Raw genomic sequence first — 23,298 nt, 5'->3', positions numbered from 1 at the left:
GCGGTGTGGAACTGATCGTTCCCGAATGGACCGGTGCCCCGGACAACATCGGTGCGCTTTCCACCACGCGTCGCGGTGGCCGGAGCGACAGTCCCTACGGTGATGGCGATGGCGGCGGCGGCCTGAACCTGGGTGTCCATGTGGGCGACGATCCGGAAAACGTTCGTCGCAACCGGGCATTGCTGAAAACGATCCTGCCATCGGCGCCTGCCTGGCTATCCCAGGTGCATGGCGCCCGGGTGGTCGATGCGGCGTCAGTGGGCGGCGTGCCGCCGGAGGCCGATGCGAGCATTTCGGCGGTGCCCGGCATCGTCTGCGCGATCCAGACCGCGGACTGCCTTCCCGTCCTGTTCTGCGATAGCGGAGGCCGTGTGGTCGGGGCCGCCCATGCCGGCTGGCGTGGATTGGCCGGCGGCGTTCTCGAAAATACGGTGGCGGCCATGCGCCATGCCGGCGCATCCGACATCCTCGCCTGGCTCGGACCGGCTATCGGCCCGCAGTGCTTTGAAGTCGGGCAGGACGTGTTCGATGCGTTTGCCGCGAAAGATGGGGAAATGGCCGCGGCCTTTACCCCGATTGCCGGGAGTGCAGGGAAGTATTTCGCCGATATCTGTGCGCTGGCTCGCCGGACGCTGGTCCTTGCAGGTGTCACGCAGGTATCGGGCGGGGGGATGTGCACCGTCACGGAGCAAAAGCGTTTTTACTCCTACCGCAGGGACAAGGTAACCGGCCGTATGGCCTCGTTGATTTGGCTCAAGTAAGCCCGGGCGCTAATCGGCGATGATTTGCGTCAACATCGCCATTAGCCTGCCTCACTGTCTTTCACCGATGCTGCCGCCTCTTCCTTTGCCGCCTCCGAACGCCGCATTTTTTCGGCCTGCTGCCGGTTCCTTTTGCGTTGGGGCGCGCCCATCAAGTATAGAATGATTGTCAGAGGCAACACGCCATACAGCAGGAAGGTCATGACCCCGGCCACAACAGAGTCCTCGGTGATCGACATCATGAGGACGACATAAATCCATGCGATGGCGACGATGTACATAAGAAATCTCGAATTCCGATCCAACCCGTAACCTTACGCGAAAACAGAGAGTCCAGCATGAATATGTTCCCGCCTCAGACCGGCGCTAGTGCCGCGTGGATGAACCAGTTCGTCGATCCCAACGCATGGCAGGCATGGCTGATCAAGAAGCCGCCGATCGATACCAAACCGATTACCAATACGGTGAAGGAGTTCGGCGCCACGATCGATCCCACAGTCGTCGCCCAGCTGCAGAACGACTACATGCAGCAGATGACGACGCTCTGGCAGGAAATGCTTGGATCGAAGACGCCGGCGGTTGCGGACAAGCGATTTGCAGCACCCGAATGGCAGTCCAATCCGCTGCACGCGTTCAATGCGGCGGCCTACCTGCTCAACGCCAGGTTCCTCATGTCCATGGCGGATGCGGTCGAAGCGACGCCGCGCGCCAAGCAGAAGATCCGTTTTGCCGTCCAGCAAATGGTCGATGCCCTGTCGCCGGCAAACTTCCTCGTGTCCAACCCGGAAGCGCTCCAGAAGATCATTGACACCAAGGGCGAGAGCCTGACCAAGGGCATCACCCACATGCTGGAGGACATGCAGAAGGGGCATATCTCGCAGACCGACGAGTCGGCATTCGAAGTCGGCCGGAACGTCGCGACGTCGGAAGGCGCGGTGGTGTTCGAGAATGAACTGTTCCAACTGATCCAGTACAAGCCGCTGACCGACAAGGTCTACCAGCGCCCGCTGCTGCTGGTGCCGCCCTGCATCAACAAGTACTACATCCTCGACCTGCAGCCGGAAAACTCGCTTGTGCGCTATGCCGTCGAGCAGGGGCATACGGTGTTCCTCGTCTCGTGGTGCAATCCGGACGAGTCGCTCGGCCAGGCGAGCTGGGACGACTACATCCTGAATGGCGCCGTCAAGGCGATCAACGTGGTGCAGGAAATCTCCGGACAGGACCAGATCAATGCGCTCGGTTTCTGCGTCGGCGGCACCATCATCTCGACTGCTCTTTCCTTGCTGTATGGCAAGGGCGAAAACCCTGTCGCCAGCCTGACCCTGCTGACGACATTGCTGGACTTTTCCGATACCGGTGTCATCGACGTGTTCATCGACGAAGCCCAGGTGGCAATGCGCGAGCAGTCCATCGGGAAGGGGGGGCTTATGCCCGGTCGCGATTTTGCATCAGCATTCTCGAGCCTCCGTCCGAACGACCTGGTCTGGAACTATGTGAAATCCAACTACCTGAAAGGCGAGGACCCGCCGCCGTTCGACCTGCTGTACTGGAATGCCGACAGCACGAACCTCCCGGGACCGATGTTCTGCTACTACCTGCGCAATATGTACCTCGAGAACAACCTGGTATCGCCGGGCAAGGTGAAGGTGGCGGGCGAGAAGATCGACCTCGGCAAGGTGGATGCGCCGGTATTCATCTACGGCTCCCGGGAAGACCACATTGTCCCGTGGAAGGCCGCTTACGAATCGACCGGACTGCTCAATCCGAAAAAGCGCAACCGTAACCGCTTCGTCCTTGGTGCTTCCGGCCACATTGCAGGCGTTATCAATCCTCCGGCGAAGAAGAAGCGCAGCTACTGGACGAATGACAAGGCGGTGGGCGATGCCGAGGAATGGCTCGCGGGCGCAAAGGAAAATCCCGGCAGCTGGTGGCCCGAGTGGGCGGAATTCCTTGCGGCGAATGCCGGCAAGCAGGTGGCGGCACCGCGCAAGTACGGCAGCACGAAGTACAAGGAAATCGAACCCGCGCCGGGACGTTACGTGAAGGTGAAGGCGGAATAACAGGGAGCGAAATCGGACGGGAAAGCCGTGCCGGTTTTTCTAGGCAACCAACTATTACTTTGTCAATAAAACGGGAAAATCGAATCTCGGTTTTCCCGTTTGCATTGCAAAACACCTATAAAAAGCCTCTTAAAAGTTGCGTAAATCTTTGTTTTCTCGCACTATAATAAGTGGAGGAGACGGCGAACGTGCGTTCGCTTTTTTACAAATCGGCACATATGCGTTGCGACGCAATAACTGGAATATTCGATGAATAGTGCAAAAAAGAATTCAGAGCGCTTGATCAAGAAGTATCCGAACCGCCGCCTTTACGATACGCAGACAAGCTCTTACATCACGTTGTCGGACGTCAAGCAACTGGTACTCGATAACGAAGAGTTCACCGTCGTCGACGCAAAGACCGATGAAGACCTGACCCGCAGCATCCTGCTGCAGATCATTCTCGAAGAGGAAGCGAACGGCACGCCGATGTTCTCCAGCAGCGCGCTGTCCCAGATCATTCGTTACTATGGCCATGCCATGCAGGGCATGATGGGTTCGTACCTGGAAAAGAACATCCAGGCGTTCATCGACATCCAGAACAAACTCGCCGAAAGCTCGAAGGGCTTCTACGAAGGCAAGCCGTTCAGCCAGGAGATGTGGACCCAGTTCATGAACGTGCAGGGCCCGATGATGCAGGGCATGATGAGCAACTACATCGAGCAGAGCAAGAATCTGTTCATGCAGATGCAGGAGCAGATGCAGAGCCAGACCAAGAACATGTTCGGCACTTTCCCGTTCACCCAGAACGACAAGAACAAGAAGTAAGGCCGTGTCATAACGACAATGCTTCCCTCCGGCGTGCCGGAAGGAAGCACAATGAGAGGTACAATAGCGGATTCAGCTTTTGTACCTCTTTTTGTTATGTCCAACGCTTCACAAAATCCCAAAGTCGGCTTCGTTTCGCTCGGCTGTCCCAAGGCCCTGGTCGACTCGGAACAGATTCTTACCCAGCTGCGCGCGGAAGGTTACGAGACCGCCAAGTCCTACGACGGCGCAGACCTCGTCATCGTCAATACCTGCGGTTTCATCGACGCCGCTGTGCAGGAGTCGCTGGATGCGATCGGCGAGGCGTTGAAGGAAAACGGCAAGGTGATCGTCACCGGCTGCCTCGGCGCCAAGAAAGACGCGGCCGGCAACGACCTGATCCAGGGCATCCACCCGAAAGTGCTGGAAGTGACCGGGCCCCACGCCCTTGGCGAAGTCATGACCGCCGTCCACAAGCACCTGCCCAAGCCGCACGATCCATTCATGGACCTGGTGCCGGCGCAGGGCGTGAAGCTGACGCCCAAGCACTTTGCGTATCTGAAGATTTCCGAAGGCTGCAACCATCGCTGCAGCTTCTGCATCATTCCCTCGATGCGCGGTGATCTCGTGTCCCGCCCGATCGCCGACGTCATGCTGGAAGCGGAAAACCTGTTCAAGGCCGGCGTGAAGGAATTGCTGGTGATTTCCCAGGACACGAGTGCGTATGGCGTGGACGTCAAATTCCGCACCGGCTTCTGGAACGGCAAGCCGGTCAAGACCCACATGACCCAGCTATCCACCGCCCTCGGCGAACTGGCCTCTCAGTACGGGGCATGGGTGCGTCTGCATTACGTCTACCCGTATCCGCATGTCGACGACGTCATTCCCCTGATGGCGGAGGGCAAGATCCTGCCGTACCTCGACGTGCCGCTGCAGCATGCCCACCCCGATGTGCTCAAGCGCATGAAGCGTCCGGCGAGTGGCGAAAAGAACATCGAGCGTATCCAGGCCTGGCGCAAGCTCTGCCCGGACATCACTATCCGCTCGTCCTTCATTTCCGGTTTCCCCGGCGAGACGGAAGCCGAATTCCAGTATCTGCTCGACTTCCTGAAGGAAGCGGAGATCGACCGCCTCGGCTGCTTCGCCTATTCGCCGGTTGAAGGCGCGACGGCCAACGAGCTGCCGGATGCTGTTCCCGAAGAGGTGCGCGAGGAACGTCGTGCGCGCGTGATGGAGCTGCAGGAGGAAATCTCGAAGAAGCGCCTGCAGGCCAAGGTCGGCAGGACCATCCGCGTCCTGCTCGACGAAGTCAGCCCTAGCGGCGGTGTTGGCCGGTCGATGGCCGATGCACCGGAAATCGACGGCGTCGTGTATGTGAAACCGCCGTACGAGCCGCATCGCAAGCTGAAGGTTGGCGAATTCGTCGATGTGAAAGTCACGGCGGCCGACGCGCACGACCTGTGGGCGGAAGCGTAATGCTGCGGTTCGCCGCGGCAGCCATGCTCTCCCTGTCGCTTGTGACCGGCGCCCATGCCGCCGGCAAGATGCTGTTCGTGAAGCCGGTGGCCCTGCGCGGCACGCTGGGCAGCGATCAGATCCAGATGAACTTGCGGACCAAAGAGGAATTCGAGGACGGCATCGAAGGCGATTACTTCCTTTTCGGCAGTTCGCAGAAGGTGTTGCTGGCGGGAGAAATCGAGGGCGAGGATCTGTTTCTCGAGGAGTCGGTGAACGGCACCGATGTATCCGGCCAGTGGGAGGGCAAAATGGCTGGCGACGTGATCAGCGGCGAGTGGCAATCGGCGGACGGCAAGGTCAGCAAACCGTTCCAGGTCCGCATCGTCCCTCCTGCCGGAAAGCCGTCCAAACAATAATCGCGCGGAGGCCTGCGTGTCCGACAGCAAATCGCTTCAAACTTCGCTTATCCATTTCGACTACACGCCGCCCGAGGGCTTCGGCGCATTTCCGGTCCCGGTGCATCGCGCATCCACTATCGTCTTCAAGAACGTCGAGGCGATGCGTTCACGCGACTGGCGCGAAAAGACGGGCTACACCTACGGGTTGCACGGGACGCCGACCAGCTTCACGCTGGAAGCGCGCCTCGCGGCCATCGAAGGCGGTGACCATTGCCTGCTGGCGCCAAGCGGGCTGGCGGCGATCTCCATGGTCAATTTCGGATTGCTCAAAGCCGGCGACGACCTGCTGATTCCCGACAATGCCTACAACCCGAACCGCGAACTGGGACGCTGGCTGGCGCAGGATTACGGCATTTCGACGCGGTTCTACGATCCCCTGATCGGCGAAGGGATTGCCGCACTGATCCAGCCGAATACGCGCCTGGTGTGGACGGAAGCGCCCGGCTCGGTGACGATGGAAGTGCCCGACATCCCCGCCATCTGCAAGGCGGTCAGGGACCGTCGCGCAGCGGGGCAGGACATCCATGTCGCGCTGGACAATACCTGGGCCGCCGGCCTTGCCTTCCGCGGTTTCGAACATGGTGTAGACATCGTGATGCAAGCCCTCACCAAGTACCATTCGGGCGGCTCGGATGTACTGATGGGGGCCGTGATCACGCGCGACAAGGAACTCAACCATCGCATCGGCATGGCCCATATGCGCATCGGCTTTGGCGTCGGCATGGATGATGCCTATCTCGTGCTTCGCGGCCTGCCAACGATGAAACTGCGGTTTGACGCACATGATGCGAGCGCGCGCAAGGTGGCATCCTGGCTGAAAGCGCGACCGGAGATTGTACGAGTGCTGCATCCGGCATTCGAGGATTGCCCCGGCCATGCGACATGGAAGCGTGACTTCACGGGGGCGGGTGGCCTGTTCTCGGTGGTATTCGACGACCGCTTCACGCAAGCGCAAACGGATCGCTTTGTCGACAGCCTCAAACTGTTCAGCATCGGGTTCAGCTGGGGCGGGGCGCACAGTCTATGCGTCCCTTACCATGTTCAGGGAATGCGCAAGAACTGGGCCGGCAAGGGGCAGTTGGTCCGCTTTAATATCGGCCTGGAAGACCCGGACGACCTGATCGCGGATATAGGGCAGGCGCTGAACGTATTGTCTCAGGCCTGAATCAAACCGGCATCGGCTTGTTGTCGTTCAGGTCCAGCAGGCCTTTCAGCAGGCGGTAAGCCTTCCACACCCAAGCGCCCATCCAGACAAGCCAGGCCAGCGGGATGCCGATCACGGTCAGGAACAGGATACCTCCGATCACCATCCAGAACAGGTACCACCAGAAGGAGCGGATCTGCCAGCGGTGGTGGCTGTAGACGAAGGTGCCGGTGGCATCGTCTTTCTTGATGTAATTGATGATCAGTGGAATGAAGGAAAACGCCCCCAGCGAAAACAGGAAACTGAGGCCGTGCATGATGTAAAGCCACCAGGCAAGACTCTTGGTGATTTGCAACCTCGGATCAAGTACGAGTTCCTGTGCCATTCCGCCTCCTTGTGGTCACGACAACAAAGGTAGGACTCCGTCGAGGCCGACAAAATTCAGTGCGACATCGGCTTGCGCCCGCACCACAGGCTTGGCGCGGAAGGCGACCGACAGGCCGGAGATGCCCATCATCTTCAGGTCGTTGGCGCCGTCGCCCATCACGATCGCTTGCTTTGTGGAAATTCCGATCTCCGCGCACACGCGTTCCACCGTGGCCTTCTTTTCATCCGCATCGACGATGACACCGGTGACGCGTCCGGTCAGTTTGCCGTTTTCGATTTCAAGCACATTGGAATGGGTGAAATCGAGACCGAGGCGCGCTTTCATGCGGTCGGTGAAATAGGTGAAGCCGCCGGAGACCAGCAGGGTCTTCAAACCGGCCGCCTGGACTGCAGTCAGCATCTTTTCGGCACCGAGGGACAATTTCAGGCGCTCGTCGTAAACCCGCTGCAGTGCGGAGGCATCGAGGCCCTTCAGCAGCGCGACGCGGCGGGCCAGGCTTTCGCGGAACTCGATCTCGCCGCGCATTGCTGCCTCGGTGATTTCCGCCACTTGCGGCTTCAGGCCCTGCATGTCGGCGATCTCGTCGATGCACTCGATGGTGATGAGCGTCGAGTCCATGTCCATGGCCACGAGTTTGAAGTCGGCCAGCTTGCGCGTGCCGTCAATGAATGTGTAATCCAGTTGCGCTGCAAGGCATTCGGCATCGACGCGCGCCGCGATCTCGCCGGATTGCTGCACGCCTTCACAACGATAGGCATTGGCGTGGATGGGGACAACGCGTTCCGCGTGCGCCAGGGCGGCGATGCGGTCGATGGCGTTGCGGTCGGTGGTCAGGCCTTGCAGGATCAGGTTCATGTCGTGCTGCGATGTGCAGGATTGTGATAAAGGATTACGGTACGAGGGAGCGGATCGTTGCCTTGACTTGGGACACGCGCGCCCCCAGGTCGGGCATGCTGGCCGTGATGCGCAGTTTGTCTTGCCCATGCAGCTTGATATGCCGGTTCTTCTGGATCAGTTCGATGATGCGCATGGCGTCAATCGGCGGATTCGGCTGGAATTGCAAGACCGCCGATTCCGCATGGGCATCGATTTTAACAATGCCCACCGGCATCGCGGCAATTCTCAGGCGATGCGTTTCAATCAGGGCACGTGCGGCGTCCGGCATCTTGCCGAAGCGGTCGATAAGCTCTTCCTGCAGGTCGTCAATCGCGGTCTGCGATTCGCAGTTCGCGAGCCGCTTGTACAGCGACAGGCGTTCGTGCACGTCGCCGCAGTAATCCTGCGGCAGCAAGGCGGGGACGTGCAGGTTGATTTCGGTGGTGGTCGACAGCGGTGCGGCAAGATCAGGCTCCTTGCCGTTCTTCAGCGCCCGCACCGCTTCGTTCAGCATGTCGGAATAGAGCTGGAAGCCGATTTCCTGCATTTCGCCGGACTGGTTCTCGCCAAGGACTTCGCCGGCGCCGCGGATCTCCAGGTCGTGCATCGCCAGATAGAAGCCGCTGCCGAGCTCTTCCATCTGCTGAATCGCTTCAAGGCGGCGCTGGGCCTGCTTGGTCAGTCCATGCACATCGGTCACGAGCAGGTAGGCGTAGGCCTGGTGGTGCGAGCGGCCGACGCGGCCGCGCAACTGGTGCAACTGCGCCAGTCCGAACTTGTCGGCGCGGTGCATGATGATCGTGTTGGCGGTCGGCACGTCGATGCCGGTTTCGATGATCGTCGTGCAGAGCAGGATGTTGAATCGCTGCGAGACAAAATCGCGCATGACCTTTTCCAGGTCGCGCTCGTGCATTTGGCCGTGGGCGACGGCGATGCGCGCTTCAGGCAGCAACTCTTCCAGCATCGCCTTGCGGTTGAGGATCGTCTCGACCTCGTTGTGCAGGAAGTACACCTGTCCGCCGCGCTTGAGTTCGCGCAGGCATGCCTCGCGAATGACCGACGATTCCTCGGTGCGCACAAAGGTCTTGATCGCGAGGCGTTTCTGCGGCGCGGTAGCGATGACTGAAAAATCGCGCAGCCCTTCGAGAGCCATGCCCAGCGTACGCGGGATGGGCGTCGCGGTCAGCGTCAGCACGTCGACTTCCGCGCGCAAGGCCTTCAGCGCCTCTTTCTGGCGTACCCCGAAGCGGTGCTCTTCGTCGATGATGACGAGCCCGAGGCGCGAGAACTTCACGTCATTCGACAGGAGCTTGTGCGTGCCGATGACAATGTCGATCGTGCCCTCGGCCATTCCCTTGACGGCTTGCGTGATTTCCTTTCCGGTCCGGAAGCGCGAAAGCTCGGCGATCTTGACCGGCCAGTCGGCGAACCGGTCCGCGAACGTTTGCGCATGCTGTTCGGCCAGCAGCGTGGTCGGTGCGAGGATCGCCACCTGCTTGCCGCCCATGACGGCGACGAATGCGGCGCGCAATGCCACCTCGGTCTTGCCGAAGCCGACGTCGCCGCAGATCAGGCGGTCCATGGGCTTGCCGCCGGTCATGTCCTTGATGACGGCGTTGATGGCGGCGCTCTGGTCGGGCGTTTCCTCGAAACCGAAACTCTCGGCAAAGGTTTCGTAGTCGCGCGCGGAATACTCGAAGGAGTGGCCCTGGCGCGCGGCGCGGCGCGCGTACAGGTTGAGCAGTTCGGCGGCGGTGTCACGGATCTGCTGGGCAGCTTTCTTTTTGGCCTTTTCCCACTGGCCGGAGCCGAGCGTGTGCAGCGGCGCATCTTCAGGCGAAGCGCCGGAATAGCGTGAGATCACATGGAGCTGCGACACCGGGACGTAGAGTTTCGTTTCCTTCGCATATTCGAGATGCAGGAACTCCGTCTCGCCCTCGCCGAGGTCCATGCTGAGCAGGCCCATGTAGCGGCCGATGCCGTGGTTGACGTGCACCACCGGGTCGCCGACCTTCAGCTCCGACAGGTCGCGTACCATCGACTCGACCTGGGTAACCGCTTCCTGCTTGCGGCGGCCGGCGCGGCGGCCGGTGCCTGCGTACAGTTCTGTCTCGGTGATGAAGGCGAGCCCGCCAAGCTCGGGCGACAGCTCGAATCCCGCATGCAGCGGCGCTACGCCGAGCATTACCTTGGCCGATGCCGCGGCAAAGTCCGCGAAGCCCTCGCATGGAGCGAGCGGCAGGTCATACTCATTGAAATACTGCTGCAGCGTTTCGCGCCGGCCGCTGGATTCGGCGCAGATCATCACCCGCTTGCCGGTCTGGAGCAGGTAGGAACGCAGGTTGACGAGCGGGTCGTCGACGCGGCGGTTGACGGCGATATTCGGAATGGGCGCGGAGATTTCGGAGGCGACGTCGCCTTGCTGGATCACCCAGCGGCCGAACGGCTTGGCGAGCGTGAAGAAATCTTCGTCGGTGAGGAAAAGCCGCTCGGGCGGCAGCAGGGGGCGCTCGCGGTCCGTCTTCAGGAATTTGTAGCGGGACTGGGTATCGCTCCAGAAACGCTTGATCGCGCCTTCGATGTCGCCGACCAGCGCGAAGCTCGTGTCCTCGGGCAGGTACTGGAACAGCGTTGCCGTGTCGTCGAAAAACAGCGGCAGGTAGTACTCGATTCCGGCCGAAGCGATGCCGTTGCCGATGTCCTTGTAAATCGCCGATTTCGATGGATCTCCCTCGAATTCCTCGCGCCAGCGGCCGCGGAAGGCGGTGCGCGCCGCTTCGTCCATCGGGAATTCGCGCCCCGGCAGCAGGCGGACTTCGCGCACGGGGTACAGGGAACGCTGCGTGTCCGCGTCGAAGGTGCGGATGGTTTCGATCGTATCGCCGAACAGGTCGATACGGTAGGGCAGGACGGAGCCCATCGGGAACAGGTCGATCAGGCCGCCGCGCACCGAGTATTCGCCCGGCGACATGACCTGGCCGACATGCGTGTAGCCGGCCAGCGTCAGCTGCGATTTCAGCCGAACTTCATCCAGGGTTTCGCCCTGCTTGAAAAAGAAAGTGTAGGCCGCCAGGAAGGAGGGCGGCGCCATGCGCAGCAAGGCGGTCGTCGCCGGCACCAGCAGCACGTCGCATTGCCCGGTGCTGACTTCATGCAAGGTCGCGAGGCGTTCCGACACCAGGTCCTGGTGCGGCGAGAACGCATCGTAGGGCAAGGTTTCCCAGTCCGGCAGCAGGTGGCAACGCAGTCCCTGCTCGTCCTTGCCGCTGAACCAGGGGATTTCCTGCAGCAGGCGCTGCGCGTCGGTCGCGTTGGCGACGACCACGGCCAGCATGCGTTTCTGCTGCTTCAGTTCGAGCCCGGCCTGCGCCAGGGCGAAGGCATCGGCGGAGCCATGCACGGCGGGGAGGGCGAAGCGGCTGCCTGCCTTGGGGAGGGACTTTTTCAGATCAAACGACATAGGGAATGTCAGGTTGCGGGAAATGCCCCAGCAAGCTGCATGTCGGGGACTGCGACTATGAGAAAATATGGCGAGATTATAAACCAAGCCCCGTCGCGGCCCGTTTGCATGCAAGTGCGGCCGCGCGGCTCAATCTTGTCAGAATGACTCCATCCCGCCACTTTGCCCTGATTCCAGCCGCCGGCGTCGGCGCGCGCATGGGCGCGGACTGCCCCAAGCAATACATGCCGCTGGCCGGCAAGCTGATGCTGGTGCACGTGCTCGATACCTTTGCCTCCTGCGATGCCATTGCCCACACCTACGTGGTGGTCAGCAAGGAAGACGGCTACATCGATGAAGCGCTGGCCGGCGCGAAGCATCTTGCCGATCGCGTTACCGTCATCCACGAAGGCGGCGCGACCCGGCATCAGTCCGTTCTGAACGGGCTGCATGCGATGCGCGGCGAGGCCGGCGATGAGGATTGGGTGCTGGTCCATGATGCCGCGCGCCCGGGCCTGACTGCGGAATTGATTGAACGGCTGATCGCTGCGCTGAAGGCCGACCCGGTAGGCGGCCTGCTCGCACTGCCGGTTGTGGACACCCTCAAGCGCAGCGATGCGGAAGGACGCGCCGAGGCCACAGTGCCCCGCGACCGCCTGTGGGCCGCGCAGACGCCGCAGATGTTCCGGTATGCCTTGCTGCGCACCGCGCTGGAAAAAGCGGCCGAGGTGACCGATGAAGCCTCCGCCATCGAAGCGCTGGGCCTGAGGCCCAAGCTGGTCGAAGGCAGTCCGCGCAATTTCAAGATTACGCTGCCGCACGATGTGGCACTCGCAGAAATGCACCTGAAAGGAAAACCATGAGCATTCCGTCCTTCAGAATCGGTCAGGGATATGACTGCCACGCGCTGGTTCCCGGGCGGGAGCTCATCGTGGGCGGCGTCACGATTCCGCACACAGCCGGCCTGCTCGGTCACTCGGATGCCGATGTGCTGCTGCATGCGATTACCGATGCCATCCTTGGAGCGGCAGGGCTGGGCGATATCGGACGCCACTTTCCCGACACCGATCCGCAGTTCAAGGGGGCGGATTCCCGCGCCTTGCTGCGCGAGGCAGGGAAGCGCGTCGCCGCAGCCGGCTACCTCGTCGGCAATATCGACGCCACCATCATTGCGCAGGCGCCGAAAATGGCGCCGCACATCGCAGGCATGGTGGCCAATATCGCCGCCGATCTCGATATCGGCCCGGGGCAGGTCAACATCAAGGCAAAGACCAACGAACGCCTCGGCTACCTCGGGCGCGAGGAGGGCATGGCAGCAGATGCCGTTGCGCTCGTCTATCGCCGCGCCTAGCCTCCGCCAATGCCGCGTATCACGCGGCCGGTCCCTTCGCAGGCCGGACACTCGCTGCCGTCTTTCCGGACGCCGGTGCCGCCGCAGTCCTCGCACAGGTCTTCACCTGTTCCCGGCGTCCCCGCCGCGGCTTCATCTCCAGGTTTAAGGTGGGGCGGCTGCTTGCCGGGCGTTCCGGTGGATGGGGATGTGGGCATGTCACCTCCTGAAAGAAAAACGGCATGGAAGGATTTCCATGCCGCTAATTTCACTTGCTCTGCCTGCCGGCATGTCGCTTGGGTAGATTGCCGGTCTTTCAGGAAGTTCAGGCTTCAGGTCAGATGCTGAGTTCGAGCACTTTCCTGCTGACCTCGAGGGTCACATCGCGCTGTTCGCCCAGCATCACCATGCGATGGCTTTCCAGGTGTTTCAGGATGGCATCGATGTTCTGCCCACCCAGTTTGTAGTCGCCCAGGCGTGTCTTGACGCCCATCATCTCGAAGAAGTCCTGGGTACGCTGGATCGCCTGTTCGATGCGTGCATCCTCGCTGCCTTCAGTGATGTTCCAGACGCGGGCTGCGTACTGCAGCAGCTTGGCGCGCTTGCCTTCCTTGCGTACGCGCAGCATGCTCGGCAGGACGATGGCCAGCGTCTGCGCATGGTCGAGTCCATACAGCGCGGTGAGCTCGTGCCCGACCATGTGCGTCGCCCAATCCTGCGGCACGCCGGCGCCGATCAGGCCATTCAGTGCGAGCGTGGCGCACCACATGATGTTGGCGCGGGTGTCGTAATCCTCGGGATTGGCGAGTGCCTTCGGGCCTTCCTCGATCAGGGTCTGCAGCAGGCCTTCGGCAAAGCGGTCCTGTACCGGGGAATTGACCGGATAGGTCATGTACTGCTCCATCACGTGGGCATACGCGTCGACGACGCCGTTACCGATCTGCTTGACGGGCAGACTGAAAGTCTTGGTCGGGTCGAGGATGGAGAACTTGGGGAATACCAGCTTGCTCGAAAACGCCACCTTCGCCTGCAGCGACTTGCGGGTGACAACGGAGCCGTCGTTCATCTCCGAACCGGTTGCAGGAAGCGTGAGGATGGTGCCGAAGGGGAGTGCCTGGGTGATATTGCGGCCGCGCTTTTCCAGGATCGCCCATGGATCGCCTTCAAAGTTCACTGCAGCGGCAACGAATTTTGTGCCGTCGATGACCGAGCCGCCGCCGACGGCCAGCAGGAAGTCGAGCTTTTCCTTGCGCACCAGTTCGACGGCCTGCATCAAGGTTTCATAGCTGGGATTCGGTTCAATGCCGGCAAACTCGAACACGGTACGGCCCGCCAGGCCTGCCATCACCTCGTCGAACACGCCATTGCTCTTGATGCTGCCGCCGCCATACAGCACCAGCACGCGGGCCGCCGCCGGAACGACCTTGGACAGGTCGGCGATGCGGCCTTTGCCAAACAGGATCTGGGTGGGATTGTAGAAATCGAAGTTCAGCATGTTTTTCCTTTTGTCTGGTTGTCGTTGTCTCCCGCCGGATTGTATGACAAGCGCGGAAATCGCGTTGACGGCAGCCCGGGCCGATGGTTTTGATAGGAATTGGCTTTTTTTGCGCAGCAGTTCATTGGATTTACCAATGCGGCAAATTGAAATTGCCAATTTGAGCTTTCCCAAGGTGCCGCCGACAATGAGTTTGCACCACCCGATTCGCGGGGCGTTTCATGCATCCGCAGCCATCATGCCGCATGTATTTCCACCGATGTATAACAAGGAAGGAAACTCCCATGGCAAACCTTAAAGGCTCCAAGACCGAAGCCAACCTGAAAGCCGCATTCGCAGGGGAATCGCAAGCCAACCGCCGCTATCTTTATTTCGCCAACAAGGCGGATGTGGAAGGCCAGAACGATATTGCCGCACTGTTCCGCTCGACGGCAGAAGGCGAGACAGGACACGCGCACGGGCATCTCGAATACCTGGAAACCGTAGGCGATCCGGCCACCGGCCTGCCGATCGGCAGTTCGCGCCAGAACCTGCAGGCGGCGATCGCGGGCGAGACGCACGAATACACGGACATGTACCCCGGCATGGCAAAGGCCGCGCGGGAAGAAGGCTTTGACGAAATCGCGGACTGGTTCGAGACCCTGGCCAAGGCGGAGCGTTCGCACGCCAACCGTTACCAGAAAGCGCTCGATTCGCTGGTTGATTGAATCGCGCGCAGCCGGCTGAAGCCTCCCGTCGACCGGGAGGCCGGATGCCGCACGCCGGTTTCAGCAGAGACTCGCCATGTCCAACCGCGAAGGCAACCTGGAAGCTCCGACCCGCCATCCCCTCGACTGGAAAAGCGACGATTTCCATGACGAGGAATCCCTGCACAAGGAGATGGAGCGGGTGTTCGACATCTGCCACGGCTGCCGGCGCTGCGTGTCCTTGTGCGGCGCATTTCCAACCCTGTTCGACCTCGTCGACAACTCGCCGACGATGGAAGTCGACGGCATCGACAAGAAGGATTACGGCAAAGTCGTCGATCAGTGCTACCTGTGCGACGTGTGCTACATGACCAAATGCCCGTACACGCCGCCGCATCCGTGGAACCTCGATTTTCCACACCTGATGCTGCGCGCCAAGGCAGTCAAGTTCCGCAAGGGCGAAGTCGCCATGCGCGACAAGTTTCTCTCCAATACCGACGGGCTGGGGAAATTTGCCGGCATCCCGATTGTTACCCAGACCGTCAATGCGGTGAACAAGACCCGTGCGGCCCGGGGGATGATGGAAAATGTGATGGGCGTGGACAGGAATGCCTGGCTGCCGGATTTCGCGACCAGGAAGTTCCGTTCAGGCGCGGCCGAATCACGTCCGTATGCCGTGAAGAACGGCACCCTCACGCCGGGAAAGGTTGCCGTCTATTCGACCTGCTACATCAACTACAACGAACCGGGCGTCGGGCATGATCTGCTGGCCATCCTCGACCACAACGAAATTCCGTATGTCCTGCTCGAAAAGGAGGCCTGCTGCGGCATGCCGAAACTGGAGCAGGGCGACCTCGCCGGCGTCGAGGCGAAAAAGAACATCAACATTCCACATCTCGCAAAACTTGCCCGTGAAGGATATGCGATCCTGACCCCGATTCCTTCCTGCACGCTGATGTACAAGCAGGAGTTGCCGCTGATGTTTCCTGACGACCTGGACGTGCAGATGGTGCGGGACGCGATGTGGGATCCGTTCGAGTATTTCGTGCAGCGCAACCGCGACGGCTTGCTGAAACGCGATTTCAAGCAGCCGCTGGGAACGGTGTCCTATCACGTGCCTTGCCACCTGCGCGTGCAGAACATGGGCAAGAAGACGGCCGAAGCACTGCAGCTCGTGCCCGGCACGAAACTCAATGTCGTGGAACGTTGCTCGGGACATGCCGGCACCTTCGGCGTCAAGAAGGAATTCCACGCCACGGCCATGAAGATCGGCAAGCCGGTATTCAAGGCCATGGCCAACAGCGAACCGGATTACATTTCCTCCGATTGCCAGCTCGCCGGGCATCACATCGAGCAGGGCATGGAAGAAGCCGGACTGAAGAAAACGCAACTGGCCCACCCGCTGGCATTGCTGCGGAAGGCCTACGGTATCTAGGAGAATGCATGGCAAGTGAAGGCTTTCACGAACCGCTGGAAAAACTGTCGGCGGCGACGATGGACATGCACCGGGCAATCATGTCCCTGATGGAAGAGCTGGAAGCGGTGGACTGGTACAACCAGCGCGTCGATGCCGCGACGGACCCGGAGCTGAAACGCATCCTCGAACACAACCGCGACGAGGAAAAGGAGCATGCGGCCATGGTGCTCGAATGGATCCGCAGGCACGATCCGAAGATGGACACCGAACTGCGTGAAGTGCTGTTCAAGGAAGGCGATATCGCCGGCCACCACCACGACGAGGATTGACGTGCTCAAACCCCATCATCTCCTGACGCTTGAAGCTTATGCCAAGGCACGTCCTGCGCTGCGTGCGGAAATCATCCAGCACAAGAAGGTGCGCAGCGTCCATCTCGGCAACCATGTGACGCTGCTGTTCGAGAACGAGCAGACGGTGCGCTACCAGGTGCAGGAGATGCTGCGCATCGAACGCATCTTCGAAGAGGACGGGATACAGGCCGAACTCGACGCCTATAACCCCTTGATCCCGGATGGCAGCAACCTGAAGGCGACCATGCTGATCGAATATGCGAACGAAGCCGAACGCAAGGCCGCGCTGGCAAAACTGATCGGCATCGAGGATCGCCTGTTCATCCAGGTGGAAGGGCAGCCGCGGGTGTATGCGATTGCCGATGAAGACCTGGATCGGGAAAACGAGGAAAAGACGTCAGCGGTGCACTTCGTGCGCTTTGAACTGACGGATTCGATGAAGGTTGCGCTCAAGGGCGGCGCGCAGATAATGATCGGATGTGACCATCCGAACTATCCCGCGCACGTGGAAGAAGTGGGGGAGGAAACCCTGGCATCCCTGGTGCAGGATCTGAACTGACTTCAGGCGGCAGCCTTGTCCGCCTCTGTCCCGGCGGGCAGGGCGATGCGCATTTTCATCCTGTACGCCTGTGGCGTCATGTCTGCCAGCTGCTTGAAGACCTGGCGGAAGTAGGCGGCGTCGCGATAACCCACCTCGTCCGCAATGCCTTCGATACTGAGCGCGGAATGCTCCAGGCGGTGCTTCGCATGCTCGATGCGCAGACGCTGCAGGTATTCGTTCGGCGTGTCGCCGGTCGCCTTCTTGAAGCGGCGCTTGAAATTGCGTTCGCTCATCGCCGCGATTACCGCCAGGTCCATCACATTCAGGTTTTCGCGGAAATGCGACTCCATGTGGTTCTGCGCCTTCAGGACGGCGTTGTCGCCATGCCGTTTCTGGAATTCGAACAGCGAATAATCCATCTGCTGCTCACGCCAGCCATTCAGCACCAGGGCGCGCGCCAGTTGCTCCGCCGTCTTGTAGCCGCACCAGTGTTCCACCAGGTACAGGCACAGCTCCGCGTAGGCATTGATGCCCCCGGAGCAGAAAATGCTGCCGTCCTGCGTCAGCATGCGCTCGGGCCTGACATCGACATCGGGATACAGGTCGCGGAACATCGGGACGAATCCCCAATGGGTCGTCGCCACGCGGCCGCTGAGAAGGCCGGCCTCGGCGAGCACGAAAGCGCCGGTGCAGATGCTTGCAATCCGGGTGCCCTGGCGGTGCAGGCGGACGAGATGGGGGACCACCGTTTTAGCCCACGTCTGGCGCTCGGCGACGTTGGCCGAGGTTACGATCAGCAGGTCGGCGTCGTCTACGTCGGCCAGTGCACCCTGGGACGCGATCTTCATGCCGTTCATGCAGGTCACATCATCGCCATCGATGCTGACGATGCGAACGCTGAAACGGGGTGTCGGGTTGGCGGCGCACAGCCGCTCCCACAGTTGGCCCGCCTGGGTAAAGACATCCATCGGGCCTGCCACAGTCGTGGGCAGGGTGCCGGGCATGGCCAGGATCACGGTGTCGACCGGCTGCATCTTGGCCTGATTACCTGCTGTACTTGGCACGTCGTCCTCTCCCCCGGATGCGGTTGCTGAAGTAGACTGGCTGCACTGCAACGAAGAGGAGTGCAATCAGATGGAACAGATCGAGTATCAATATCAATATACCGTAAGCTGGTCGGACCTGGACGCCAACGTGCACTTGCGCAATACCGGTTACCTCGACTATGCGGCCCAGACGCGCTTTCTCTACATGAAGGACAGCGGTTTTACGCCCGCGCACTTCAAGGAAGCCGGCATGGGACCGATCGTGTTTTCCGAGCAGATTGTCTACCACAAGGAATTGCATTTCCTTGAGAACTTCTCGGTGACGATGGAACTCGGCGGCATCAGCGAGGATGGCGCCAAATTCATCATGGTCAACCGCTTCCGTAAGGCGGACGGCAGGCTTGCCGCCGAAGTCATCACCCGCGGCGCCTGGTTCGACCTGGCTGCCAGGCGGGTCAAGGCGCCGCCGCAGGCGCTGACCGATGTGCTGCTGCGCCTGCCGCGGACAGATGGTTTCGAGTCGCTATGACAGGGAAGGCGGGATGACAACCACCATCAAGCTGAAATGGGTGTACGAGCCGGCATCGCCCGAGGACGGCAGGCGTATTCTCGTCGATCGCCTGTGGCCGCGCGGCATGACCAAGGAGCGGCTGGATATCGTGTTCTGGGCAAAGAGCGTGTCGCCGTCCAATGACCTGCGCAAGTGGTATGGACACGACCCGGAGCGGTGGGATGAGTTCCGGGACCGCTATTACAGCGAACTGCATGGCAATCCGGAGGGCCTGCGCGACCTGCTGTCGCACCTTGAAGCCGGGGAGGTGACCTTCCTCTACAGCAGCAAGGAACACCGGATCAATAATGCAGTCGCTTTGCGCGACTACGTACTCCCGATGTTGCAGCCCGGGAAACGTCGGGTCAGCTGAGTGCCCCGGTGACGGGAATCGAGACCCGCACCCGCAAGCCGCCGCCGCTCTTGTTCGACAGCCGGATGGCGCCGCGATGCCGCTTCACAATGCGGTCCACAATGGCAAGCCCCAGGCCTGCGCCATTGGCCTGGCTGCGCGCGGTATCGAGGCGGGTAAAGGGGCGCAGCAGGCGTTCCAATTCCTTGTCCGGGACGCCGGGACCCTTGTCCGAGATTTCGATGACCGCGTGGCTTCCCTCGGACTTGCAAGAGATCTCGATGTCCGCGGTATTGGTGTTCGGCGTCTTGCCGTAACGGCGCGCGTTCTCAACGAGGTTGCTGACGATGCGCTTGAGGTCGGTTGCGTGTCCGAAAACATTGACGTTCGGCGCAATGCTGCTTTGCACATGCACGTCATGCAGGCGTCCGGCTTCGCGAGCGCAATCGGTCAGCAATGCACTCAAGTCCACGCTTGCGCCATGGACGTTTTCACTTGGCCGCGCGTATTCGAGGAACTGGCCGATGATGGCGTCCATCTGGGCCAGGTCCGACTGCATGCCCAGCCTGGCCTCATCCGGCAATTGCGCCATTTCGACCTCCAGCTGCATCCGTGCCAGCGGGGTGCGAAGGTCATGGGAAATGCCCGCCAGGATCACGGCCCGGTCGCTCTCCACGCGATTCAGGTCGGCCACCATCTGGTTGAAGCTGCGGTTGGCATCCTTGATCTCGGTCGGGCCGCGTTCCGGCAAGGGCGCCGGCCATATGCCCTTGGCGATCGCCTGCGTTGCCGTGGCGATACGCGACAGCGGCTGGTTGATCAGGCGGGAAATGAACACTGCCCCCAGCAGGGAAAGGGTCAGGGCCGTTGTCCCGAAGCCTAGCCACTGGATGTTCGACACACCTTCGATCCGCTCGCGATCCAGCCGCAGCCAATATTCATCGTCCTCGATCTTGAAGCTGACCCAGAAACCGCCGACGTCGTTGACACGTCCGGCAAACTTGGTATCCGAACCAAGCCTGGCTTTCACGTTTGCTTCGAGTACCAGCATCAGTTCGGTGTCGGGCGCCGGTCCTACGACATCGGTATCCTCCAGCGGATAGATGCGTATGCCTTCATTGCTGGCGAGGTCGAACAGGAGCTCGCGCCGCAATTCCGGCGCCGAGTGGGTAAGGGCGGCGCGCGTGATCGTGACAATGGAAATGACTTGGGCGGCCATCTGCTGGGCGCGCGGCGTGCGCTCCACAATGCGAAAGCTCGTTACCCAGGCCAGGATGCTCGCAGTAATGAGGAAGGCGAGCAGGAAGAAGGTTCGCCAGAACAGGCCGCTTTTCAGCCAGCCAAGCCGGTTTCCTATGATGGGGATCAAGGTCCTTTATGCCTCAGCGCGGTTGGCCTTCCGGAATGAAGACATAACCCAGGCCCCAGACCGTCTGGATGTAGATCGGATTGGAAGGGTCGGGCTCAATCAGCTTGCGAAGGCGCGAGATCTGCACGTCGAGGCTGCGGTCGAACACTTCATATTCGCGTCCGCGCGCCAGTTCCATCAGCTTTTCGCGGGAAAGGGGCTGGCGGGCATGGCGGGCAAAGACTTTCAGTACCGAAAATTCGCCGGTGGTCAGCGAGATCGTCTCGCCGTTCTTCTTGAGTGTGCGGGTACCCAGGTCGAGGATGAAATCGCCGAACTGGAAGGTTTGCGGCGTCTCGGACGGCGCGCCGGGAATCTCGTCCGGTCCCTTGCGGCGCAGGACGGCATTGATGCGGGCCACGAGCTCGCGCGGGTTGAACGGCTTGGGAAGGTAATCATCCGCGCCCATCTCAAGGCCGACGATGCGGTCGACATCCTCACCCTTGGCGGTCAGCATGATGATCGGCGTCTGGTCACCCGCGCCGCGCAGGCGGCGGCAGATCGACAGGCCGTCTTCGCCCGGCAGCATCAGGTCGAGCACCAGCAGGTCGTAGCGTTCGCGGATCCAGAGCTTGTTCATTGCCTGCGCGTTCTCGGCGGTGACGACGTTGAATCCCTGTTCGGCAAGGTAACGGCGCAGGAGGTCGCGCAGACGCTGGTCGTCATCGACGACGAGGATGCGGGCCTGATGGCCACTGGGCGTCTGTCCGGGCGTAAGTGCAGTCGGGTTGGTCATGTTCATGGCGCTATGGTAACGTCAGAAAAATCCTGATCAATGTCTCTGGCGCAAAGCATTACAAAGTGTTACAAACTTTACCTTAAACGGGTTTAGTGCACCTCAAGTGACGCATACACTTCCACATTATCAGTCAGCCTTTTGCTGTAAGCAGTCTACCGCAAGATGCTGGCCCTGACGGCATACATGCCAAGGCGAAGTGGTTTTACAAAATGCGATTCCATCGATTCGGTTCCTTTCTACTTCTGGTTTTCGGTGCGGCGAGTGTGTTCGCCGACCCGGGCTACAGCCGGCGCGACGCGCGGGATGCTGTACGCGCATACCACATCCAGAGTGTGACCATGGATCGCAATTTGCCGCGTGAACCGGTCCAGAATATTCCGCCGGAGCGCCGCCGTGAAGGTGCGGGCGTGCCGGAAAGCAGCGGATACGGCTCATCCGGCGATGCGCAATCCAACAGCCAGCAGGCGGAAAACATGCGCCGCCAAGGGCGCATGACCCCGGAAGAGCGGCGCGCCCTGCGCCGCCAGATCGACGAAGCCGGCCACGACATCTACTCGCCGAAACGGTGAGCCCTCATCCTGCCTCGGGAATGTCCGGGGCTTCTTCCATGTAGTTGTTCTTTACCCGCATATAGTGTTCGGCGGAGTAGCGCAGGTAGGCGATTTCATCCGGCGTCAGCGGCCGGATTGCCTGGACAGGGCGGCCGACATAGAGCATTCCGCTTTCCAGCACCTTGCCCGGCGGGACAAGGCTGCCTGCGCCGATCATCACACGGTCCGGGATCACGGCATCGTCCATGACGATCGTCCCCATGCCGACCAGGCATTCATTGCCGATTTTGCAGCCATGCAGGATGACCGAATGGCCGATCGTCACGTAGTCGCCGATGACGAGCGGCGAACCATCCGGTTTGGCAGGCGTCTTGTGCGATACATGGCACATCGTGAGGTCCTGCACGTTGCTGCAGCGGCCGATGCGTATGTGGTTGACGTCGCCGCGCACGACTGCATTGCACCAGACCGAACTGTCCTCGCCGAGGATAACGTCGCCGATGACCTGCGCGGAGGCGTGAACATAAACGCGTTCCCCGGCGCGGGGAAAATTGCCGAGGTAGGAAGAGAATGACATGGTGGAGCCCCTGATTGTCGATAGAGGAGATATCAGTCGGGCTTGCTGCCCTTGCGTTTTCGTGCCGCGATGGCTGCGGTGAACTTGCCGAGGCGTTTGTACAGCGCACCGACACGCCTGTCCCAGGCGGTCACCGCGCGGTATTGCCTGAGCACGGTCGCGACGTCGCCGCGCGCGATCGGGCCGGTGAGCGCATCCGTCGTGCCGAGGCGGAAGACGTTGTCGACCGTTCCTCGCACCAGCGGTTCCATCAGTTTGAGCGCATCATCGCGCGGAACGCCGGCCTTCGCGTAGGCTTCGACGGCGACGTCCAGCAGCGTGACGAGGTAGTTTGAGGAGAACACCGCCGCCGAATGATAAACGCTCTTGTATTCGGGATTGATCCGGACCAGGCGGGCGCCGATGGCCGAGAATGCGAGCGAGAGGTATTCGACCGCGCCCTGGTCTCCCTCGATGCCGCACCAGGTTCCCGGGAAGCTGGCAGCAATGCCTTCTGGGCCGGCGAAGTTGCGGATAGGATGCACGCTTGCGATCGAAGCGCCGCACGCCTTTGCCTTGTCGAGTACATCGGATGGCAGGGCTCCGCTGCAATGGAATACCGTGGTGCCAGGCCGGAGAATACCGGAGCGTGCCACGCCGGCGCATGCGGTCTCGATCTGGTCGTCCGGTGTCCCGATCAGGACAGCGTCGGCCGGGCGCAATTCTGCCCAGTCCACGACAGGTCGGCCGGTGCCGACAAAATCGGCAGCGGCAGTGCCACTTTCCTGCGAGCGGTTCAGGATGTCCTGTATGCGGAACGTACCGCTTTCCGTCCACAGGCGTCCCAGCACCTTGCCGACATTGCCGCATCCGATGATGTTGAGGGTCGCAATCAAAGCGCGCCTTT

General features: G+C 60.9%; 27 protein-coding genes. 16 read left to right on the top strand and 11 right to left on the bottom strand.

From position 1 onward, the window contains the following. The first annotated feature begins 5 nt into the window (after positions 1-5). Positions 6-761, top strand: coding sequence for a peptidoglycan editing factor PgeF (pgeF, locus tag AC3WOY_RS02290; RefSeq protein WP_492420757.1), 756 nt, complete (start codon positions 6-8; stop codon positions 759-761). 41 nt (positions 762-802) lie between these two features. On the opposite strand, the gene AC3WOY_RS02285 is transcribed toward pgeF, so the two are convergent. Continuing rightward, the gene (locus AC3WOY_RS02285) at positions 803-1,042 is read right to left on the bottom strand and encodes a hypothetical protein (protein WP_492420756.1); all 240 of its coding nucleotides are present in this window, start codon (positions 1,040-1,042) and stop codon (positions 803-805) included. A gap of 57 nt (positions 1,043-1,099) precedes the next feature. Between AC3WOY_RS02285 and phaC the strand changes: the two genes are divergently transcribed. The 5 genes from phaC (at position 1,100) to AC3WOY_RS02260 (ending at position 6,688) form a co-directional block, all read left to right on the top strand. Next, entirely contained in the window at positions 1,100-2,821 is a 1,722-nt protein-coding gene (phaC, locus tag AC3WOY_RS02280) for a class I poly(R)-hydroxyalkanoic acid synthase (RefSeq protein ID WP_492420755.1), read from the top strand. 249 nt (positions 2,822-3,070) lie between these two features. Continuing rightward, positions 3,071-3,628, top strand: coding sequence for a polyhydroxyalkanoate synthesis repressor PhaR (gene phaR, locus AC3WOY_RS02275; protein ID WP_492420754.1), 558 nt, complete (start codon positions 3,071-3,073; stop codon positions 3,626-3,628). Between the two features lie 96 nt (positions 3,629-3,724). After that, complete coding sequence (gene rimO / locus AC3WOY_RS02270; RefSeq protein WP_492420753.1) at positions 3,725-5,083, top strand: 30S ribosomal protein S12 methylthiotransferase RimO; 1,359 nt, start codon at positions 3,725-3,727, stop codon at positions 5,081-5,083. Then, positions 5,083-5,481, top strand: a complete 399-nt coding sequence (locus AC3WOY_RS02265; protein WP_492420752.1) for a hypothetical protein — start codon at positions 5,083-5,085, stop codon at positions 5,479-5,481. Before rimO ends, AC3WOY_RS02265 begins: the two co-directional genes overlap by 1 nt. A gap of 16 nt (positions 5,482-5,497) precedes the next feature. After that, positions 5,498-6,688: a cystathionine beta-lyase gene (locus tag AC3WOY_RS02260; protein WP_492420751.1), complete on the top strand. Its 1,191-nt coding sequence runs from the start codon at positions 5,498-5,500 to the stop codon at positions 6,686-6,688. 1 nt (position 6,689) lies between these two features. On the opposite strand, the gene AC3WOY_RS02255 is transcribed toward AC3WOY_RS02260, so the two are convergent. The 3 genes from AC3WOY_RS02255 to mfd are packed head-to-tail and all read right to left on the bottom strand — an operon-like array spanning position 6,690 to position 11,391. Next, complete coding sequence (locus tag AC3WOY_RS02255) at positions 6,690-7,052, bottom strand: DUF4870 family protein (RefSeq protein ID WP_492420750.1); 363 nt, start codon at positions 7,050-7,052, stop codon at positions 6,690-6,692. A gap of 15 nt (positions 7,053-7,067) precedes the next feature. After that, positions 7,068-7,910: a phosphoserine phosphatase SerB gene (serB, locus tag AC3WOY_RS02250; protein WP_492420749.1), complete on the bottom strand. Its 843-nt coding sequence runs from the start codon at positions 7,908-7,910 to the stop codon at positions 7,068-7,070. Positions 7,911-7,944: 34 nt separating this feature from the next. Next, positions 7,945-11,391 (bottom strand): transcription-repair coupling factor, encoded by a 3,447-nt coding sequence (gene mfd, locus AC3WOY_RS02245; RefSeq protein WP_492420748.1) that lies wholly within the window; start codon positions 11,389-11,391, stop codon positions 7,945-7,947. A gap of 143 nt (positions 11,392-11,534) precedes the next feature. Here mfd and ispD point away from each other — a divergent pair, with 143 nt between their 5' ends. Together ispD and ispF are read left to right on the top strand one after the other, a co-directional pair. After that, positions 11,535-12,233, top strand: a complete 699-nt coding sequence (gene ispD / locus AC3WOY_RS02240) for a 2-C-methyl-D-erythritol 4-phosphate cytidylyltransferase (RefSeq protein WP_492420747.1) — start codon at positions 11,535-11,537, stop codon at positions 12,231-12,233. Further along, positions 12,230-12,721, top strand: coding sequence for a 2-C-methyl-D-erythritol 2,4-cyclodiphosphate synthase (ispF, locus tag AC3WOY_RS02235; protein WP_492420746.1), 492 nt, complete (start codon positions 12,230-12,232; stop codon positions 12,719-12,721). The genes ispD and ispF overlap by 4 nt, the downstream gene beginning before the upstream one ends. On the opposite strand, the gene AC3WOY_RS02230 is transcribed toward ispF, so the two are convergent. Together AC3WOY_RS02230 and AC3WOY_RS02225 are read right to left on the bottom strand one after the other, a co-directional pair. Continuing rightward, positions 12,718-12,918: a hypothetical protein gene (locus tag AC3WOY_RS02230; protein ID WP_492420745.1), complete on the bottom strand. Its 201-nt coding sequence runs from the start codon at positions 12,916-12,918 to the stop codon at positions 12,718-12,720. The two genes, ispF and AC3WOY_RS02230, sit on opposite strands and share 4 nt — an antisense overlap. Positions 12,919-13,037: 119 nt before the next feature. After that, the gene (locus AC3WOY_RS02225) at positions 13,038-14,195 is read right to left on the bottom strand and encodes an iron-containing alcohol dehydrogenase (protein WP_492420744.1); all 1,158 of its coding nucleotides are present in this window, start codon (positions 14,193-14,195) and stop codon (positions 13,038-13,040) included. Between the two features lie 43 nt (positions 14,196-14,238). Here AC3WOY_RS02225 and AC3WOY_RS02220 point away from each other — a divergent pair, with 43 nt between their 5' ends. The 5 genes from AC3WOY_RS02220 to AC3WOY_RS02200 all read left to right on the top strand — a co-directional run bounded on the left by AC3WOY_RS02220 (position 14,239) and on the right by AC3WOY_RS02200 (position 17,207). Beyond that, complete coding sequence (locus AC3WOY_RS02220) at positions 14,239-14,493, top strand: hypothetical protein (RefSeq protein WP_492420743.1); 255 nt, start codon at positions 14,239-14,241, stop codon at positions 14,491-14,493. Further along, on the top strand, positions 14,480-14,902 hold the full coding sequence (locus AC3WOY_RS02215; RefSeq protein WP_492420742.1) for a rubrerythrin family protein: 423 nt from the start codon (positions 14,480-14,482) through the stop codon (positions 14,900-14,902). The genes AC3WOY_RS02220 and AC3WOY_RS02215 overlap by 14 nt, the downstream gene beginning before the upstream one ends. 76 nt (positions 14,903-14,978) lie before the next feature. Further along, a complete protein-coding gene (locus tag AC3WOY_RS02210) occupies positions 14,979-16,316 on the top strand; it encodes a heterodisulfide reductase-related iron-sulfur binding cluster (RefSeq protein ID WP_492420741.1) in 1,338 nt (445 codons plus the stop codon). An 8-nt stretch (positions 16,317-16,324) separates the two neighbouring features. Next, entirely contained in the window at positions 16,325-16,627 is a 303-nt protein-coding gene (locus tag AC3WOY_RS02205; RefSeq protein WP_492420740.1) for an encapsulin-associated ferritin-like protein, read from the top strand. 1 nt (position 16,628) lies between these two features. After that, positions 16,629-17,207: a DUF3501 family protein gene (locus AC3WOY_RS02200; protein WP_492420739.1), complete on the top strand. Its 579-nt coding sequence runs from the start codon at positions 16,629-16,631 to the stop codon at positions 17,205-17,207. 2 nt (positions 17,208-17,209) lie between these two features. Here the strand turns inward: AC3WOY_RS02200 and AC3WOY_RS02195 are convergent, their stop codons facing one another. Next, the gene (locus tag AC3WOY_RS02195) at positions 17,210-18,253 is read right to left on the bottom strand and encodes a GlxA family transcriptional regulator (protein ID WP_492420738.1); all 1,044 of its coding nucleotides are present in this window, start codon (positions 18,251-18,253) and stop codon (positions 17,210-17,212) included. 70 nt (positions 18,254-18,323) lie between these two features. Between AC3WOY_RS02195 and AC3WOY_RS02190 the strand changes: the two genes are divergently transcribed. Together AC3WOY_RS02190 and AC3WOY_RS02185 are read left to right on the top strand one after the other, a co-directional pair. After that, a complete protein-coding gene (locus tag AC3WOY_RS02190) occupies positions 18,324-18,764 on the top strand; it encodes an acyl-CoA thioesterase (protein ID WP_492420737.1) in 441 nt (146 codons plus the stop codon). 13 nt (positions 18,765-18,777) lie between these two features. Further along, complete coding sequence (locus AC3WOY_RS02185; RefSeq protein ID WP_492420736.1) at positions 18,778-19,158, top strand: DUF488 domain-containing protein; 381 nt, start codon at positions 18,778-18,780, stop codon at positions 19,156-19,158. Here the strand turns inward: AC3WOY_RS02185 and AC3WOY_RS02180 are convergent. After that, entirely contained in the window at positions 19,151-20,503 is a 1,353-nt protein-coding gene (locus AC3WOY_RS02180) for an ATP-binding protein (protein ID WP_492429147.1), read from the bottom strand. The two genes, AC3WOY_RS02185 and AC3WOY_RS02180, sit on opposite strands and share 8 nt — an antisense overlap. A 16-nt stretch (positions 20,504-20,519) precedes the next feature. Further along, positions 20,520-21,287 carry an osmolarity response regulator transcription factor OmpR gene (gene ompR, locus AC3WOY_RS02175; protein WP_492420735.1) on the bottom strand — a complete coding sequence of 256 codons (768 nt, stop codon included), beginning with the start codon at positions 21,285-21,287 and terminating at the stop codon, positions 20,520-20,522. 206 nt (positions 21,288-21,493) lie between these two features. Here ompR and AC3WOY_RS02170 point away from each other — a divergent pair, with 206 nt between their 5' ends. Next, positions 21,494-21,853, top strand: a complete 360-nt coding sequence (locus AC3WOY_RS02170; protein WP_492420734.1) for a hypothetical protein — start codon at positions 21,494-21,496, stop codon at positions 21,851-21,853. A gap of 4 nt (positions 21,854-21,857) precedes the next feature. Here the strand turns inward: AC3WOY_RS02170 and AC3WOY_RS02165 are convergent, their stop codons facing one another. Both AC3WOY_RS02165 and AC3WOY_RS02160 read right to left on the bottom strand, forming a co-directional pair. Beyond that, the gene (locus AC3WOY_RS02165; protein ID WP_492420733.1) at positions 21,858-22,412 is read right to left on the bottom strand and encodes a gamma carbonic anhydrase family protein; all 555 of its coding nucleotides are present in this window, start codon (positions 22,410-22,412) and stop codon (positions 21,858-21,860) included. Between the two features lie 32 nt (positions 22,413-22,444). Then, positions 22,445-23,287, bottom strand: a complete 843-nt coding sequence (locus AC3WOY_RS02160) for a Rossmann-like and DUF2520 domain-containing protein (RefSeq protein WP_492420732.1) — start codon at positions 23,285-23,287, stop codon at positions 22,445-22,447. Positions 23,288-23,298 lie beyond the last annotated feature (11 nt).

Source organism: Noviherbaspirillum sp. FW303-A3 (assembly GCF_058788695.1).
The sequence above is the reverse complement of the archived record's forward strand: the minus strand, read 5'-3'. Positions and strand labels throughout refer to the sequence as shown.

Bases quoted from the DNA above. Each gene is read 5' to 3' on its own strand.
- AC3WOY_RS02230 (WP_492420745.1), bottom strand. From the start codon at position 12,918: ATGCCCACATCCCCATCCACCGGAACGCCCGGCAAGCAGCCGCCCCAC.
- AC3WOY_RS02205 (WP_492420740.1), top strand. From the start codon at position 16,325: ATGGCAAGTGAAGGCTTTCACGAACCGCTGGAAAAACTGTCGGCGGCG.
- AC3WOY_RS02185 (WP_492420736.1), top strand. From the start codon at position 18,778: ATGACAACCACCATCAAGCTGAAATGGGTGTACGAGCCGGCATCGCCC.
- AC3WOY_RS02285 (WP_492420756.1), bottom strand. From the start codon at position 1,042: ATGTACATCGTCGCCATCGCATGGATTTATGTCGTCCTCATGATGTCG.
- AC3WOY_RS02265 (WP_492420752.1), top strand. From the start codon at position 5,083: ATGCTGCGGTTCGCCGCGGCAGCCATGCTCTCCCTGTCGCTTGTGACC.
- AC3WOY_RS02220 (WP_492420743.1), top strand. From the start codon at position 14,239: ATGACAAGCGCGGAAATCGCGTTGACGGCAGCCCGGGCCGATGGTTTT.
- ompR (WP_492420735.1), bottom strand. From the start codon at position 21,287: ATGAACATGACCAACCCGACTGCACTTACGCCCGGACAGACGCCCAGT.
- mfd (WP_492420748.1), bottom strand. From the start codon at position 11,391: ATGTCGTTTGATCTGAAAAAGTCCCTCCCCAAGGCAGGCAGCCGCTTC.
- phaR (WP_492420754.1), top strand. From the start codon at position 3,071: ATGAATAGTGCAAAAAAGAATTCAGAGCGCTTGATCAAGAAGTATCCG.
- ispD (WP_492420747.1), top strand. From the start codon at position 11,535: ATGACTCCATCCCGCCACTTTGCCCTGATTCCAGCCGCCGGCGTCGGC.
- AC3WOY_RS02165 (WP_492420733.1), bottom strand. From the start codon at position 22,412: ATGTCATTCTCTTCCTACCTCGGCAATTTTCCCCGCGCCGGGGAACGC.
- phaC (WP_492420755.1), top strand. From the start codon at position 1,100: ATGAATATGTTCCCGCCTCAGACCGGCGCTAGTGCCGCGTGGATGAAC.
- rimO (WP_492420753.1), top strand. From the start codon at position 3,725: ATGTCCAACGCTTCACAAAATCCCAAAGTCGGCTTCGTTTCGCTCGGC.
- serB (WP_492420749.1), bottom strand. From the start codon at position 7,910: ATGAACCTGATCCTGCAAGGCCTGACCACCGACCGCAACGCCATCGAC.
- AC3WOY_RS02170 (WP_492420734.1), top strand. From the start codon at position 21,494: ATGCGATTCCATCGATTCGGTTCCTTTCTACTTCTGGTTTTCGGTGCG.
- AC3WOY_RS02255 (WP_492420750.1), bottom strand. From the start codon at position 7,052: ATGGCACAGGAACTCGTACTTGATCCGAGGTTGCAAATCACCAAGAGT.
- AC3WOY_RS02225 (WP_492420744.1), bottom strand. From the start codon at position 14,195: ATGCTGAACTTCGATTTCTACAATCCCACCCAGATCCTGTTTGGCAAA.
- AC3WOY_RS02190 (WP_492420737.1), top strand. From the start codon at position 18,324: ATGGAACAGATCGAGTATCAATATCAATATACCGTAAGCTGGTCGGAC.
- ispF (WP_492420746.1), top strand. From the start codon at position 12,230: ATGAGCATTCCGTCCTTCAGAATCGGTCAGGGATATGACTGCCACGCG.
- AC3WOY_RS02210 (WP_492420741.1), top strand. From the start codon at position 14,979: ATGTCCAACCGCGAAGGCAACCTGGAAGCTCCGACCCGCCATCCCCTC.
- AC3WOY_RS02215 (WP_492420742.1), top strand. From the start codon at position 14,480: ATGGCAAACCTTAAAGGCTCCAAGACCGAAGCCAACCTGAAAGCCGCA.